We start from the raw sequence: 13883 nt of genomic DNA, 5'->3' as shown, positions 1-13883 counted from the left end.
GAATATCGCTGATGTCACGAAAGACCTTCTTCATCACCGGATCGAATTCCGGCTTCGGGCTCGCCATTGCTTCCGCCGCCCTTCAGGCGGGCCACAGGGTGATCGGCACCGTGCGCTCGCAAGCGTCGCGCACAGCGCTCGCCAAAACCCTGCCTGGCCTGCGGCCGGTCGTCTGCGACGTCACGGAGTTCGACCGGATTGATGATGTCGTCCGCCAGGCGGAGGACGAGCATGGGCCTGTCGACGTGCTGATCAACAATGCCGGCTACGGCCATGAGGGCGTGCTCGAGGAGTCGCCGATCGAAGAGATGCGGCGGCAGTTCGACGTCAACGTCTTCGGCGCCGTCGCCGTTGCCAAGGCATTTCTGCCTGGGTTTCGCGCACGACGCCGCGGCTTCATCGTCAACGTCACCTCGATGGGCGGCGTGATCACCATGCCGGGCATCGGCTATTATTGCGGCAGCAAATTTGCGCTCCAGGGCATATCGGAGGTGATGCGCGCGGAAATGGCCCCGTTCGGGGTCCATGTGACGACCCTTTGCCCCGGCTCCTTCCGGACAGACTGGGCCGGACGATCGATGGTCCGCACCGAGCGGTCGATCACCGATTATGATGGCCTTTTCGATCCGATCCGCAAGGCGCGACAGGCCGTCAGCGGCAAGCAGCTCGGCGATCCCGCCAAACTGGCCGCCGCGGTTTTGGAACTCATCGAATCCGACAATCCGCCGCCGCAGCTTCTGCTCGGCAGCGACGCCCTCAAACACGTATCGGACAGGATCGTTCGCCTCCAGCAGGAGATCGAGGCGTGGAAGTCTGTGACCGTCTCGACTGACGGCTGACGGCAGAAGCTCTGTTTTCCGCTTCAACGATATCGAGATAATCTGCCAGCTCTTATTGGATGATTTTCCCGCCCCCGGCCGCCTCCTGCTTCCGCCGGAGCGCCTGTTCCTGTTCGAATGTCTTGTGCGGGAAGTGTTCCCAACACCACCAGCGCGTTGGCACGGCCGGGGATGGGCTGTTTCCCCAGCCTCCCCACTCCTTGCAGCGTGTGCCGTCAGCAAGCCGGTGCTCGCAATAGTGCTCAACGATCACATTGGCGCCCGGCGCAGTCGAATGGCCTTCGATGCTCATGGGTGCGTCCTCCGTTTCCCGCTCTTGATGCTCTCATAGATCATTTCCAGCCGCCTTGAGGCGACATAGGCACTGTCCTCGTATCCGGCCGATGGCCAATCCAATCGATGGCTGCCGTCAGCCGCCACGATCCAGAACCATCGATTATCGATCCCTCCGCCCGCCTGTGAGCGGAATATCCTGCCGATCTGGGTATCGCCGTCAAAAGCGACGTAATCGTCGCCGGGTTTCTCTTTCCAGGCGTGCCGCCATTTGTATTTGATTTCCCGGCCACTGACATGTTCCCACGATTTCCATGTGATTTGTTCTGGCATGCGTGGTCCTGTCCTCTCGCGAGGTATCCCTTTGACCGCATGGTTGATGGATGGCTCCCGCCCGAGCCGGTGAATTCAGATCAGCGTCGGTTCCGGATCGGGGTCGATCGGATCGATGATGTCAGCCGTGTCATTCTTGGGCGAACCCACATTGCGGCCGATCGGCCACATGGTCATCAGCTCCGCCGGGAACGGCTTCATCAGGTCTGCCGGATCAGGCTCCTGAGATAGCCAGCGCTCGTAGTCTTCGCGGTGCAGGACGACCGGCATGCGGTCATGGATCTGCGCCATCATCGCATTCGGCTCGCAGGTGACGATTGCGAAGTTTCTGATGTCGACGCCTTCCGGGCTGCGCCAAATCTCCCAGATGCCGGCGAGCGCAAAGGGCGAGCCGTCAGCCATGGCGATCGCATAGGGCTGCTTGTTCTTGCCCGTGCCGAAGATATCCTTCCACTCGAAGAAGCCGTTGATCGGCACCAGGCAGCGGCGCGACCTGTAGGCCGAGCGGAACAGGCCGTTGGTACTGATGCCCTCGCAGCGCGCATTGATCGGCGGCGGCCGCCCACCCGGCTTCATCCATGCCGGCATCAGACCCCAGCGCGCCGAGGCGAACACCGGCCCCATGACATCAGGCTCGCGGACCATATCGCGAATGATGATCGGATAATCCAGCGTCGGCGCGCCGTTGTAGCGCGGAAATCGGTTCCCGAGCGCATCGATCGCGCCCCGCTCTGCGAAGGCGAAATTGCGCACCAACTCCTCAAGCGATGTCTTGATATAGACGCGACCGCACATCCGGAACTCCATCCCGCATATTAGATGTTCTGATTATGTTCTGGGTATTCGAGGCGAGTCAAGGCCGGTCGCTACAACCGATGCCGCCATCGCTTTCACCAGAGTCAAGGTGAAGCCTGTCACCGTCTCGATGACCGCTGACGGCAGAAAATCTGCTTTCCGCTTGACAGCCTTCCTACTGGAAGGTAGATGAAATCCATGAGCAATGTTTTGACGACCTCCGACGAAATCCTGGCCTCCGCCCGAGCGCTGATCATGACCGGAGGCTATAACGGCTTCAGCTATGCCGATATTGCTGCCGTCGTCGGCATCCGCAAGGCCAGCATCCATCACCATTTTCCCAGCAAGACCGACCTGGTGCGCACGCTTGTCGTGCGATATCGCGAGGATGCCGAGGCGGGGATCGCCGGCCTGGAGCAACAGGTGCGAAATCCGCTGGCGCTCCTCCAAACCTATGCGGGCCACTGGGCCCAGTGCATCGAGGACGCCAGCCGGCCGTTTTGCGTCTGCGCCCTGCTGGCAAGCGAACTGCCGGCGCTGCCGCCGGAGGTCGCAGGCGAAGTCAAGGCTTTCTTCCGCTTTGTGTCGACATGGCTGACCTCGGTGATGGAACGGGGCGCTCAGGACGGGAGCTTGAAACTGTCGAGCGAACCGCGCGTCGAGGCTGAAGCCTTCATGGCCACCGTCCATGGCGCCATGCTTTCAGCCCGCGCTTACGGTGCGCCGGAGATCTTCGCCACCATTCTGACCCCCACCTTGCAGCGGCTGTCTCCGACCGCCGCTCAATAGAGCTCCGGGCGGCATAAAAGCCCGGAGCGACAAACGACGTTCAGTGAAACTACCAACTAGTAGGAAGAACGACATGATCAAAGACATTCTCCCCGCCTTCGTGCTGGGGCTCACCACTCTCGCGTCGACGGCCCTTCCTGCGGCGCCTGTCCATTCCGAAGACTAGAAGGCCGAAGACCAGAAGCCCGAGCAGATCCATGTCAGGGGCAGCATCGTCAGCTACAGCGGCTCCGCTCTCACGGTGAAGACCCGCGAGGGAGAGACTGTCGATGCCACCCTCGCCGACGGCTGGAAGCTGGCGAGCGTTGCAAACGCTGCGGTCACCGACATCAAGCCGGGCGACTTCGTCGGCATCGCATCGCTGCCCAGCGCAGGCCGTGGCGACGGCGCGCTTGAGGTGCTGATCTTCCCGCCGGCGATGAAAGGGGCCGGTGAAGGCAGCTACGGCTGGGACCTCAAGCCCAACAGCAGCATGACCAATGCGACCGTGGCCGATGCCGTCAAGGGCGTCGATGGCCGCACCGTCACCGTCTCCTATCACGGCAAGGAAAAGAAGATCGCCATTCCGGACGGCACGCCCGTCGTCACCATCGCTCCGGCCAGCAAGGACGATCTCGTTCCCAGCGCCGTCGTCTTCATCCCCGCCGAGAAAGCTGCCTCGGGTCCCCTCGCCCATCAGGTGCTTGTCGGCAAAAATGGCGTGGTCCCGCCCATGTGACCACGTCGTCGCCGGTCGGCCGGGCCGCCCCCGGTTCGACCGGCGATTTACCAGGGAATGCCGCCTGCAGCCGATGGATTCGAGCGATGGAGAACACCGTCTCGACAGCCGCCCGTCGGTGCTGGGGCAGTTCCGGGAACCTCATGAAACCCAATCTCGATGACGGACGCCGCCGCTCACGGCGGTGAGCCGCCCCCATCAGACCAACACCATCACATTCAGGAAAGAGATCCTAATGAGCAACGATCAAACCACCGTCGCGTCTGGCGACAGGGAAGAGTGGCTGACGCGCTATTACTTCACCCGCGCAGCCTTTTCCGCAATCTGGGTCGCAGCCGCCTTGACGGCCGGCCAGCAGTCGCTCGCCGTCGCGGCGGCATTGCTGATCCTCTACCCGGCTTGGGATGCAGCCGCGAACCTCATCGACGCAGCGCGCAATGGCGGCCTGGCAAACAACCGCAGCCAGGCGATCAACGTCGCCGTCAGCGCGGTGACAACAGCTGCCGTGATCGTCGCCCTGACGATGAGCATGAACTGGGTTCTCGGCGTCTTTGGCCTCTGGGCGATCTTTTCCGGCCTGCTGCAGCTTAGAACCGCTGTCCGGCGCTGGAAGACCAATGGCGGCCAGTGGGCGATGATCCTCAGCGGCGGCCAATCCGCGGTGGCAGGCGCGTTCTTCATCGCCCAGGCGCAAATGCCGGAACCGCCGTCCATTGCCAACATCGCCGGCTATGCCGGCCTCGGCGCCTTCTATTTCCTGGTCTCGGCCGCCTGGCGGAGCGTCACAGAGATGCGACGGAAGCGGGCCTGAGCCGATCGGGGGCGGGATCTTCCGTTCGGCCCCATGACAGAGCAGTCATTGCGTGGGGCTATAACTCGGCAGCGTCCAGATGAGCCATGGCCAACCAAGATCGCTCTGAGCAGCGGCTAAAACTTCTTTCTTGCCCTCTGTCTCCCTGTTATCGTGGAAGTTAGGAGACAGCGCCATGAGCGAGAACCGAAAGCTGGCTGCAATCCTGGCCGCGGACGTGGTCGGGTACAGTCGGCTTGCCGGCGCTGACGAGGACCTCACCCTGGCGAGGTTGCGCACACTGCGCAGCGATCTCATCGATCCGACGATCGCCGTGCACCACGGCCGGGTGGTGAAGCGCACCGGCGATGGTGCGCTGGTCGAGTTCCGCAGCGTGGTGGACGCCGTGCGCTGCGCCATTGAGGTGCAGAACGGTATGGTGGAGCGCAATGACGGCGTCCCGCAGGACCGTCGCATCGAGTTCCGGATCGGTATCCATTTGGGCGACGTCGTCGAGGAAAGCGACGGCGATCTGATGGGCGACGGGGTCAACATCGCCTCGCGATTGGAGGGCGTCGCCGCGGCGGGCGCGATCTGCCTGTCCGAGGATGCCTATCGCCAAGTCAAGGCGAGGCTCGACCTTTCGGTCAGCGATCTCGGCAGCACGCAGCTCAAGAACATCGCCGAGCCGATCCGGGTCTATTCGCTGCAAGTCGGCAGCGCAGCGACCAAGGCAGCCGCGACCTCGGAAACCGCGACGAGCCGACCGGCGACGGCAGCGTTGCCGAAGCTGTCGATCGCCGTCCTGCCCTTCGCCAACATGAGCGGTGACGCCGAACAGGACTACTTCGCCGACGGCATCTCGGAAGACATCATCACGGCGCTATCGAAGCTGTCGCAGCTCTTCGTCATCGCTCGCAATTCGTCGTTCACTTTCAAGGGCAAGAACGTCCATGTGCAGGAGGTGGGCACGAAACTCGGCGTGCGGTATGTGCTTGAGGGCAGCGTACGCAAATCGGGGAACAGGGTACGCATCACCGCGCAGCTCATCGACGCGACCACCGGCGGGCATTTATGGGCGGAGCGGTTCGATCGCGACCTCACCGACATATTCGCGGTTCAGGACGATGTCACTCAGCAGATCGTCGGCGCGCTGGCGGTCAACCTGACAGAGGGCGATCGGCAAAGACTTGCGCCGGGGCAGACGCGGCACCCCGAGGCGTATGACTGCTTCTTGCGTGGCCGGGAGCTGTGGCACCGGCTGACGAAGCAAACGAACAGCGACGCCCGCGACCTTTTGCAACGTGCCGTCGAACTGGACCCGAACTTCGCCTCGGCGCACGCCTTCCTCGCCCTTACCCACGGACTCGACTACCTGAACCGGTGGAGCGCGTTGCCGCAGCGCTCGATCGAGCAAGCCGAAGAGGCGGCGACCCTGGCGGTAGCGCGGGATGATAGCGATCCCGTGGCGCACTGGGCACTGAGTGTGGTCAAGCTTTACTCGCGACAGCACGATAGAGCCATCAGCGAGGCCGAGCGTGCGATCGTCCTCAATCCGAACTTCGCCGAAGGGCATGTCGGCCTCGGCGAGGCACTCATCTATTCAGGCAGATCCGAGGAGGCACTCGCCTATTTCGATCGGGCGAGGGTCCTGAACCCGTATTTTCCGGATGTCGTTCTTCACTTTCAGGCCTTGGCCTTGTTTCCACTGGGAAGGTACGAAGAGGCCGTCGAACTGTTGCTGCAGCGCGTGAGCCGCAACCCCGTCACCGATGTCTCACGCGCGCTTCTGGCCGCCTGTTACGGGCACCTCGGCCGTTTCGAAGAGGCTCGCGCGACGTGGCAAGAGGTGATGCGCGTCAATCCCGACTACTCCCTGGAATACCGTCGCAAAGTCTTGCCCTTCAAGAACCCCGCCGATTTCGAGCTCGTCGTGGAGGGGCTACGCAAGGCCGGTGTCGTACAATGACGGTGATTAATCTCCGATCTTGAACCTGTTGCCGCCATTTGCACAGAGGATGAAATAGCCAGTGCCGGCGCAACGACGACCTCCAGCAAGATCTGCTTTCAGGAAGCTGCGAAGCCGCCCTCTATGGCCGACATGAGGGCGCAAAGCAGCCGCATCCCTCGACAACGAACAGATGTCCGCATCGGGCCGGAAGTTGCCCGTTGTGCGCCTTGCAAATCCGTAGCCAGAATCATCCTTGGGCACCTCGCACCCTCCGTCATCCCAGGCCTTGAGCCTGGGGTCCCTGCCCGCTGCTGATCGAGACGGGAGTGGATCCTCGGGTCAAGCCCCATAGGCGCTAACTTAGTCTTGACGGTGATGATCGTCGATGATTCACCGTGGTTATGAGCGATTTGTTGCAAGCGTTGGATTGGGACGAGCTGGTCGGACGATTGGGCTCGGCGGAAGAATTAGAGGCGAGCGCACGCAAGGCCGGCGCGCTGCTTCGCAAACGGCAGGTGGGCGGCGCGGTCGACCTGTTGCGGTTGTGTTTTGCCTATGTGTTGGGTCGGTTTTCGCTTCGGACCTTGGCGGCCTGGGCCGATCAGCGGGCGCTCGCGTCGATGTCCGACGTAGCGATGCTTAAGCGTCTGAAGGCCAGTGCCGATTGGGTGGGCTGCCTGGTTTCGGAGTTGCTTGCCGAACGCTGTCCCGAGGCCTTCGCCGGCGTACATAGTGACCTGCGGCTGATGGCGGTTGACGCCACGGTGGTTGCACCGCCTGGGCCTAAGCGGGCCTACTGGATGGTGCATACGGTGTTCGACCTTTCGCGGCTGACGCTCTGTTCGGTGGAAGTCACCGATCGCCATGAAGCCGAACGACTGTCGCGCGGCGTTAAGGCCGGCGAGCTTCGGATTGCCGACCGCGCCCACGCCAAGGCGGCCGATCTGGCTGAGGTGGTCGAGGCCGGGGCCGATTTTCTGGTCCGCGCCCCTTCCAACTACCCGCGCTTGCTGGATAGCGACGGCCAATTGCTGGATCGCTTGGCACTCTGCCGTGAAGCGGGCGAGAAGGGCATGCTTGATCGGTGCGTGATGATCCAGGACGGCAAGTCCAAGGTCGAGGCGGCGGCACGGGTGGTGATTTTACCCTTACCACCCGAGGCGGCTGAGAAAGCCAGGCGAAGGGCCCGCCGGTTGGCCGCCAAGGCGCGATACAGACCCAGCCAGGCCGGCATCGAGATGGCTGGCTATCTGGTGCTGCTAACATCGCTCACAGCCGACGACTGGCCGCCGGAACGGCTCGCCTCGACCTATCGCCTGCGATGGCAGATCGAGCTGGCCTTCAAACGTATGAAGTCGCTGATCGGTTTGGAAGACCTGCGCGCAAAGGACGCCGACCTGGCTCGCCTGTGGATCAACACCGCCCTGCTTGCCGCGCTACTGGCCGAAGATGACCTGCCGGCCCTCGATCCCGAGGCGCCGGACTCTCTCCCCCTGGCGGCCTGAACCGATCGACCTTGCCAATCTGGCGTCTCGTCGCCATCGCCATCACCAACATCTCTATCGCCGTCTTGCACGGCCCCATCAGGCCGATTGCCATCGCCCGGCTGCTCCATCGACTGCGCGAGCCACCGCGAAGGCGACGAGCCATCGCACATCGACAACTAAGTTAGCGCCTATGGGGTCAAGCCCGAGGAAGACGGAGCGTGGGGTGGCGTGTGGAGCAAGGACAGCAACGGATCCGGCGGTGACCGGCGACAGCTCTCCGTTGAAGATGCGCAGTCCACATCCGGTAGCCGATGCGCCAAGCGACTGATGTCATCAGCCGCGACTGGGCGCGTTGCTTCCCGCATCCACGATCGCCTGAACAACAAGCGCGATGCGTTTGTCACGCATGCCGGGCCTGATGCGGCCTGAACGTTCGAGCTCGGCAAGCCCATGAAGGGCTGCCCAGAAGGTCTCGGTCACGATCTCCACATCCGCACAAAACGGAGACACGGCTGCGGCAATGGCGTCGAAACCGGCCCGAAGTTCCGATCTCGTTTCGGCCTCGGCGAACTGCAGTTGGGTCGGCAGGATAAACATGGCCTGGTAGAGTGCTGGGCGACTGAGCGCGAAGGCAAAATAGGCCATGGCAACGTCCATGAGGGCATCTCGTCGCCCGTTCGCCCCGCCTGCCGCTTCCCGAAGAACGGTTGCGAGCTCCTTGAAGCCCTCGACTGCAACCGCGGCAACGATGGCGTCCCTGTTGGCGAAATGCGAATAGAGGATTGGCTGGCTGTATTCGATTTCCTTCGCCAGGCGGCGGATCGTCACGGCATCCCACCCTTCACTCTCCGCGACGGCGCGTGCTGCCGCGACAATGCGCTCTTCGCGCCCTGCCCTTTCCCGACTTTTTCGCTCTGCGATCCCCATTGCTCAATCTCCATGCAGGGCCAGCACCCATCAAAGATTATACCAATGCTTGACTAACTAGCAATGCTAAGGCATTTTATCTAGCAGTGCTAGATTTTGTACCAACGATAGAAGGATTGTCTCATGCTTTGGTTTGCCAACGGGGCCGGGTTGCTGCTTGCCCTCGCTATTATCGTGATCGGCACCAGCTATATTGCGAGCCCGATGACCACGATGCGCAGTTTCGGCCTGCCGCTTCCCGAAGATGGCCCAAACGTCGCTTGGTGGCTCCGCCTCAAGGGTGTTCGCGATATCGTCGCGGGATTACTCGTGCTGGCGTTCATGGTGTGGGGCGCCCAACGGGAGGTCGGCATCGTGCTTTTGATCGAAGCGATGATCCCTGCGGGCGACATGCTGCTCGTTCTCGCAGCGAAAGGCTCCACCAAGAGCGCCTTCGGCATTCACGGCCTGACGGCGGTGATCATGGTGCTGGTCGCCATCCCCATGATGATCGGGGCGCACTAAGATGGTTCACGTTCTTTCCATCTGGTTCCTGGTTGTCGCCTTCGCTGGCGCAGGTCTCGTCAACGCCATCGGCACGGCGGGGACGCGAAGCGAATTCGCTCGGTGGGGCTACCCGCGCTGGTGGGGTATCGTGACGGGTGGGCTGGAGATATCGAGCGCCGTCCTGATTGCGCTTCCTGCCAGCCGCATTGTCGGCCTGGGGCTTGGGGCGGTCATCATCGGGGCTGCGGTTTTCACGGTTCTACGCCATCGCGACCATGCACACCTGGCGCCGCTCAGTGTCTTTGTCACCCTGATTGCTCTTGCCGCGATCTCAACTTGAGCACGATCGGCCGCTTTCACCGACAGGCGTGGGCGATGCACTATCATGTGGTTCCTGGCGCCACCTGATTGTAGCGGTAATCAGCCTCAAGCCTCACCCTCTACCGCTTTGGTTATCGAAAGCCCGCCCCCACCCTCGGTCATCCCAGGCCCTGAGCCTGGGATCCATGCCCGCTGCTGATTGAGGAGGCCAGAGTGGATCCTCGGGTCAAGCCCGAGGAGGACGGAGCGCGGGGTGGCGCCTGCAGCAGGAACAGCGACGTATCCCGAGATGATCGGGAGTCATCAACGCCGATTTTTGCCCCCGTGATTTCGCCCATGCAAAACCGTTGACATTACGCTGAACAGAATATATCCATTCGGTTATATAGCTACATGGTGATATATGGACGACAAGCTCGATGCGATTTTCTCCGCACTCGCCGATCCCACGAGGCGAGCAATTCTTGGGCGGCTTGCGAACGGCAAGGCGACGGTGGCCGAGCTCGCTGATCCCTTCGAGTTGTCTCAGCCTGCCATATCAAAGCATCTCAAGGTCCTGGAACAGGCCGGATTGATCCGCTCCGGCCGTGAAGCGAATTCGCGTCCCCGCGTCCTCGAGCCGGCTGCGTTGAAGACAATTGCTGATTGGATCGCCGATTACAGACGCTTCTGGGATCAAAGCTTTGATCGTCTCGATGACTATCTGTCCAAGGTACAAGGATACGAAAATGACTAATCCAGAGACCGACACCGACAACGCCCGCGACCTGGTTCTTGTACGAAGGTTTGATGCCCCATGCGATCTGGTTTTCAGGGCATGGACCGACCCGAAAGCGTTAGCACAGTGGTGCGGTCCTCACGGTTTCAAGGCGGTGGGCGACCGGCTCGAAGCCTGGCCCGGCGGTAGACACCGCGCCTGTCTGATCGCGCCAGATGGAGAAGAGCATTGGGTCGGCGGAAAATATCTGGAGGTCGAGCCGCCGCACAGGCTTGTCTTCACACATGCCTGGGAACTCGCAACCGGCGAAAATAGCCCGGAAACAGTCGTCACCATCACGTTCAGGGAAAGCGACGGAGGTACGGAAATGACTTTTCGGCAGAGTGGATTTGATAGCGCATCGTCACTTAAGGGTCATGAAGCCGGCTGGTCCCAAAGTCTCGAGCGATTGAGCGTCTTTCTCGGGACTGAATCCGAGGGGCCGGATCATGTCTAAGGCGGCGATGAAGCTCTATTATTGCGAGACGCTCAATCCGCGGAAGGCCTGCGCCGCTGCCCGTTTTCTTAAAGCCGACGTCGAGTTCGTCAGGGTTGACCTGGCAAGCGGAGAACAGCGCACCGCAAAATTCCTGGCGCTTAACCCGAACGGGAAAGTCCCGGTGCTGCAGGATGATGCCGGAACTTTATGGGAAGCGAACGCCATCATGTGCAGGCTGTCCGACAGCGTCGCATCGGATTTCTGGCCGCATGACCACCGGCAGATCGACGTGCTGCGCTGGTTGAGTTGGGATGCCAGTCATTTCACCCGGCACGGTGCAACGCTGTGGTTTGAAACCTTGATCAAGCCGTTGTTCGGCGGGGAGCCTGACGTCGCCGTGATCGAAGATGCGAAGACGAGTTTTCGACTCCATGGTCGCGTGCTCGACGATCATTTGGCCAAGAACAGCGTCGCCGTCGGGAAGACACTGACTGTGGCAGACTTCGCATTGGCCGCTGCACTTCCTTTTGCAACCGCCGCCGGGATTCCCGTCGCCGAGTTTCGGCATATCCAGACGTGGTACGGACGGCTTGAAGGACTGGATGCGTGGCGAAACCCTTTCCCGGCCTAAGAGGGCACGGGGGTGAAAGGCGTTGGCGGCACTCCTCCTTTGTCGCCGAGTCTACATCGATCCGGCCAGGCAAGTTCAGCGATCGACCTCTCTTCGATGCTGAAGATGGCAGCTCATGCATTCGCAGGGCGCCAATGCGGATAGGTAACATAGCCGGTGAGGCCGCCCTCCGCATGCGGTCCGGTTCAGATGCGGCGAACAGTCGAGCCTCTTCTCCATAGGATCGCTTTGTGCCTATATTGCCGCTGCGCTGAGCTCACCACGCCGCAACGGGCGCGGTTGCCGCATAGCGTTCTGGTCATTGCCAAACCGGCGGATACAGTTTGTCGTGAGCGCTACAAGGTACTTGCTGATCTTGCCGCTGATGGCGGTCGTCGCCTACGTGGCGCTCGTGGGTCTGATCTATCTGTCTCAGCGAGCCCTGCTTTACCCCGGAGCCGGCGCCACACCTGTTCCGGAGCACGCGAGTTGGGGTGAGACGGTCCACATCAAGACGCCCGACGGAGAGATGCTTCAGGGACTGCACAGCCAGGGCGACAGCGACAAGCCCTGCGTGCTCCTCTTTTTCGGAAACGGTGACCGCCTCGACAATTACGCGTTTCTCGCCCAGGCGCTGACCACGCGGAGGATTGGATTGCTGGCGATTTCCTATCGCGGCTATCCCGGATCGACCGGCTCACCCAGCGAGCAGGGCCTGCTGACAGACGGGATCGCCGCGTTCGACTGGCTTTCGGCACACGGCGAAAGCGAGATCATTGTGCTCGGCCGGTCACTTGGCACTGGCGTCGCCGTGAATACCGCCGCGAAGAGGCCGGCCGCGGGCGTCATTCTCGTGTCTCCGTACCTGTCGGTACTGTCGGTTGCGCAGACGCATTATCCGTTCCTCCCGGTCGAGGTTCTTCTCAAGGATCCCTTTCGCTCGGACCTCAACATAGGCAAAGTAAGACAACCGAAGTTGTTCCTCCACGGCCGGCTTGACGATAGCATCCCGCTTTCTTCAGGGCAGGCGTTGTACCGCATCGCACCCGAGCCCAAGCAGATGTTGATCTATGACGGTGCGGGTCACAACGATATCTTGAACGACAGAATGGTCGGTGACGTCATCCGTTTTGTGGAAGCGCTGCAAGGAAACCGGCCTTAAATCCCGTCACGGACGGGAGCGGTTTCCCGGTCGTAGTGGGAGGCAATGCCCGGGAGCGGCTCGCGAGGCGACCAGAGTGGATCCTCGGATCAAGCCCCGAGGAGGACGGAGCGCGGGTTGCGTCTGCAGCAGGAACAGCGACGTATCCCAACATAATCGGGTGCCATCAACACCGATTTTTGCCCGGCAATTTCGCCCATGAAGGGCTCGCCGAGGTCTCGAGCACGCGTTTTCAGTGTCCAGTCATCGCTTCTGCCACCGGGGCGCCGGAAACATCCTTTGCCACCTCTGATATCAATGACCTCAGCCACCGATGAGCCGGATCGTTTCGATAGCGGACATGCCATGCCAGCTCTACCGGAAAGCTGCCGAGATCGACCGGTGCGGGCAGGACTTTGAGACGCGGGTCGCGGGCAAGGCGCTGGCAGATCAGCCGGGGCAGTGTCGCGCAATAGTCGGTGACGGCCACCATTTCCGGGACCGCCAGGAAATGGGTGACGGAGACCGAGACGTCGCGCCGGAGACCGGCCTGCTGCAGCATCTGGAACAGGCCGACACGCATCCGGCCGGGCGGAAGCACGTTGACATGCCGCATCCGCTGATACTGTTCCTCGGAGATGCTTTCGGCGATCTCGGGATGATCGCTGCGCACGACGCAGGCCAGTCCATCATCCATGAGATGCTGCACGACCATGTTATCAGGCGGCTCGACGATCCTGCCGAGCACCATTTCCGTCGCCCCTGAAATCGCGCCGGTCTCAGCCAGATCATTGCCGAAGGGCGTCAGGCGAAGCCTGATCCCGGGCGCGCATTCGCGCAGCCGCGCCACGATCACCGGCATCAGGACAAACTCGACGTAGCTGTTCGGGGCGATGGTGAACTGCCGTGTCGCCCGCGCCGGATCGAACGCCTGCTGACCGAGAATGACGTCATCGAGGCTCGCCAGGGCCCCGCGGATCACTGGAGCAAGCGCCTGCGCCATTTCAGTCGGCTTCATGCCATAGCGCTCGCGGATGAACAGCGGATCGCGCAGCGTCTCGCGAAGGCGGTTCAAGGCGTTGGAGACGGCCGGCTGCGTCATGCCCAGTTGTTCGGCTGCGCGCGTGACATTGCGCTCTTCCATGAGCGCCACGAAGACAGGCAGGAGGTTGAGGTCATACTTCATCCAGATATATTGCCAAACGCATATCTGAAATCAAAGAAATA

General features: G+C 61.7%; 16 protein-coding genes and 1 pseudogene. 12 read left to right on the top strand and 5 right to left on the bottom strand.

Translation table 11 applies throughout. The features are described from left to right. Positions 1-11 precede the first annotated feature (11 nt). Complete coding sequence (locus AB8B31_RS04415) at positions 12-839, top strand: oxidoreductase (RefSeq protein ID WP_018241081.1); 828 nt, start codon at positions 12-14, stop codon at positions 837-839. 52 nt (positions 840-891) lie between these two features. Here the strand turns inward: AB8B31_RS04415 and AB8B31_RS04410 are convergent, their stop codons facing one another. The 3 genes from AB8B31_RS04410 to AB8B31_RS04400 form a co-directional block, all read right to left on the bottom strand. After that, a complete protein-coding gene (locus AB8B31_RS04410) occupies positions 892-1131 on the bottom strand; it encodes a hypothetical protein (protein WP_018241080.1) in 240 nt (79 codons plus the stop codon). After that, on the bottom strand, positions 1128-1445 hold the full coding sequence (locus tag AB8B31_RS04405; protein WP_018241079.1) for a hypothetical protein: 318 nt from the start codon (positions 1443-1445) through the stop codon (positions 1128-1130). The genes AB8B31_RS04410 and AB8B31_RS04405 overlap by 4 nt, the downstream gene beginning before the upstream one ends. Positions 1446-1520: 75 nt before the next feature. Then, positions 1521-2240: an SOS response-associated peptidase gene (locus AB8B31_RS04400; protein ID WP_018241078.1), complete on the bottom strand. Its 720-nt coding sequence runs from the start codon at positions 2238-2240 to the stop codon at positions 1521-1523. Positions 2241-2438: 198 nt separating this feature from the next. Here AB8B31_RS04400 and AB8B31_RS04395 point away from each other — a divergent pair, with 198 nt between their 5' ends. The 5 genes and pseudogenes from AB8B31_RS04395 (at position 2439) to AB8B31_RS04375 (ending at position 7993) form a co-directional block, all read left to right on the top strand. Next, positions 2439-3029 (top strand): TetR/AcrR family transcriptional regulator, encoded by a 591-nt coding sequence (locus AB8B31_RS04395; RefSeq protein ID WP_026188305.1) that lies wholly within the window; start codon positions 2439-2441, stop codon positions 3027-3029. Positions 3030-3102: 73 nt separating this feature from the next. Further along, positions 3103-3747, top strand: a pseudogene (locus AB8B31_RS04390) (hypothetical protein). Between the two features lie 235 nt (positions 3748-3982). Beyond that, the gene (locus AB8B31_RS04385; protein WP_050566343.1) at positions 3983-4558 is read left to right on the top strand and encodes a DUF308 domain-containing protein; all 576 of its coding nucleotides are present in this window, start codon (positions 3983-3985) and stop codon (positions 4556-4558) included. Positions 4559-4733: 175 nt separating this feature from the next. Continuing rightward, positions 4734-6506 carry an adenylate/guanylate cyclase domain-containing protein gene (locus AB8B31_RS04380; protein WP_018449544.1) on the top strand — a complete coding sequence of 591 codons (1773 nt, stop codon included), beginning with the start codon at positions 4734-4736 and terminating at the stop codon, positions 6504-6506. A gap of 383 nt (positions 6507-6889) precedes the next feature. Continuing rightward, on the top strand, positions 6890-7993 hold the full coding sequence (locus AB8B31_RS04375; RefSeq protein WP_018241007.1) for an IS4 family transposase: 1104 nt from the start codon (positions 6890-6892) through the stop codon (positions 7991-7993). A gap of 315 nt (positions 7994-8308) precedes the next feature. On the opposite strand, the gene AB8B31_RS04370 is transcribed toward AB8B31_RS04375, so the two are convergent. Continuing rightward, positions 8309-8902, bottom strand: a complete 594-nt coding sequence (locus AB8B31_RS04370) for a TetR/AcrR family transcriptional regulator (RefSeq protein WP_018241072.1) — start codon at positions 8900-8902, stop codon at positions 8309-8311. A 123-nt stretch (positions 8903-9025) separates the two neighbouring features. On the opposite strand from AB8B31_RS04370, the gene AB8B31_RS04365 reads away from it, so the two are divergent. From AB8B31_RS04365 to AB8B31_RS04340, 6 genes are all read left to right on the top strand, one after another. Continuing rightward, the gene (locus tag AB8B31_RS04365; RefSeq protein WP_018241071.1) at positions 9026-9406 is read left to right on the top strand and encodes a DUF4267 domain-containing protein; all 381 of its coding nucleotides are present in this window, start codon (positions 9026-9028) and stop codon (positions 9404-9406) included. Position 9407: 1 nt separating this feature from the next. Beyond that, the gene (locus tag AB8B31_RS04360) at positions 9408-9728 is read left to right on the top strand and encodes a DoxX family protein (protein ID WP_018241070.1); all 321 of its coding nucleotides are present in this window, start codon (positions 9408-9410) and stop codon (positions 9726-9728) included. Positions 9729-10112: 384 nt separating this feature from the next. Next, positions 10113-10445, top strand: coding sequence for an ArsR/SmtB family transcription factor (locus tag AB8B31_RS04355; RefSeq protein ID WP_018241069.1), 333 nt, complete (start codon positions 10113-10115; stop codon positions 10443-10445). Then, the gene (locus AB8B31_RS04350) at positions 10438-10923 is read left to right on the top strand and encodes an SRPBCC family protein (protein ID WP_018241068.1); all 486 of its coding nucleotides are present in this window, start codon (positions 10438-10440) and stop codon (positions 10921-10923) included. Before AB8B31_RS04355 ends, AB8B31_RS04350 begins: the two co-directional genes overlap by 8 nt. Beyond that, positions 10916-11536, top strand: a complete 621-nt coding sequence (locus AB8B31_RS04345; protein ID WP_018241067.1) for a glutathione S-transferase family protein — start codon at positions 10916-10918, stop codon at positions 11534-11536. The genes AB8B31_RS04350 and AB8B31_RS04345 overlap by 8 nt, the downstream gene beginning before the upstream one ends. Positions 11537-11864: 328 nt before the next feature. Further along, positions 11865-12677 carry an alpha/beta hydrolase gene (locus AB8B31_RS04340; protein ID WP_018241066.1) on the top strand — a complete coding sequence of 271 codons (813 nt, stop codon included), beginning with the start codon at positions 11865-11867 and terminating at the stop codon, positions 12675-12677. Between the two features lie 232 nt (positions 12678-12909). On the opposite strand, the gene AB8B31_RS04335 is transcribed toward AB8B31_RS04340, so the two are convergent. Beyond that, a complete protein-coding gene (locus AB8B31_RS04335; protein ID WP_018241065.1) occupies positions 12910-13842 on the bottom strand; it encodes a LysR family transcriptional regulator in 933 nt (310 codons plus the stop codon). Positions 13843-13883 lie beyond the last annotated feature (41 nt).

The organism is Rhizobium sp. 62_C5_N11_2 (assembly GCF_051811185.1).
GTDB classification, from domain to species: domain Bacteria; phylum Pseudomonadota; class Alphaproteobacteria; order Rhizobiales; family Rhizobiaceae; genus Rhizobium; species Rhizobium leguminosarum.
The sequence above is the reverse complement of the archived record's forward strand: the minus strand, read 5'-3'. Positions and strand labels throughout refer to the sequence as shown.

What these genes read in the sequence shown, in the direction of transcription:
- AB8B31_RS04415 (WP_018241081.1), top strand. Translation starts at nt 12, where the DNA reads ATGTCACGAAAGACCTTCTTCATCACCGGATCGAATTCCGGCTTCGGG.
- AB8B31_RS04410 (WP_018241080.1), bottom strand. Translation starts at nt 1,131, where the DNA reads ATGAGCATCGAAGGCCATTCGACTGCGCCGGGCGCCAATGTGATCGTT.
- AB8B31_RS04405 (WP_018241079.1), bottom strand. Translation starts at nt 1,445, where the DNA reads ATGCCAGAACAAATCACATGGAAATCGTGGGAACATGTCAGTGGCCGG.
- AB8B31_RS04400 (WP_018241078.1), bottom strand. Translation starts at nt 2,240, where the DNA reads ATGTGCGGTCGCGTCTATATCAAGACATCGCTTGAGGAGTTGGTGCGC.
- AB8B31_RS04395 (WP_026188305.1), top strand. Translation starts at nt 2,439, where the DNA reads ATGAGCAATGTTTTGACGACCTCCGACGAAATCCTGGCCTCCGCCCGA.
- AB8B31_RS04385 (WP_050566343.1), top strand. Translation starts at nt 3,983, where the DNA reads ATGAGCAACGATCAAACCACCGTCGCGTCTGGCGACAGGGAAGAGTGG.
- AB8B31_RS04380 (WP_018449544.1), top strand. Translation starts at nt 4,734, where the DNA reads ATGAGCGAGAACCGAAAGCTGGCTGCAATCCTGGCCGCGGACGTGGTC.
- AB8B31_RS04375 (WP_018241007.1), top strand. Translation starts at nt 6,890, where the DNA reads ATGAGCGATTTGTTGCAAGCGTTGGATTGGGACGAGCTGGTCGGACGA.
- AB8B31_RS04370 (WP_018241072.1), bottom strand. Translation starts at nt 8,902, where the DNA reads ATGGGGATCGCAGAGCGAAAAAGTCGGGAAAGGGCAGGGCGCGAAGAG.
- AB8B31_RS04365 (WP_018241071.1), top strand. Translation starts at nt 9,026, where the DNA reads ATGCTTTGGTTTGCCAACGGGGCCGGGTTGCTGCTTGCCCTCGCTATT.
- AB8B31_RS04360 (WP_018241070.1), top strand. Translation starts at nt 9,408, where the DNA reads ATGGTTCACGTTCTTTCCATCTGGTTCCTGGTTGTCGCCTTCGCTGGC.
- AB8B31_RS04355 (WP_018241069.1), top strand. Translation starts at nt 10,113, where the DNA reads ATGGACGACAAGCTCGATGCGATTTTCTCCGCACTCGCCGATCCCACG.
- AB8B31_RS04350 (WP_018241068.1), top strand. Translation starts at nt 10,438, where the DNA reads ATGACTAATCCAGAGACCGACACCGACAACGCCCGCGACCTGGTTCTT.
- AB8B31_RS04345 (WP_018241067.1), top strand. Translation starts at nt 10,916, where the DNA reads ATGTCTAAGGCGGCGATGAAGCTCTATTATTGCGAGACGCTCAATCCG.
- AB8B31_RS04335 (WP_018241065.1), bottom strand. Translation starts at nt 13,842, where the DNA reads ATGAAGTATGACCTCAACCTCCTGCCTGTCTTCGTGGCGCTCATGGAA.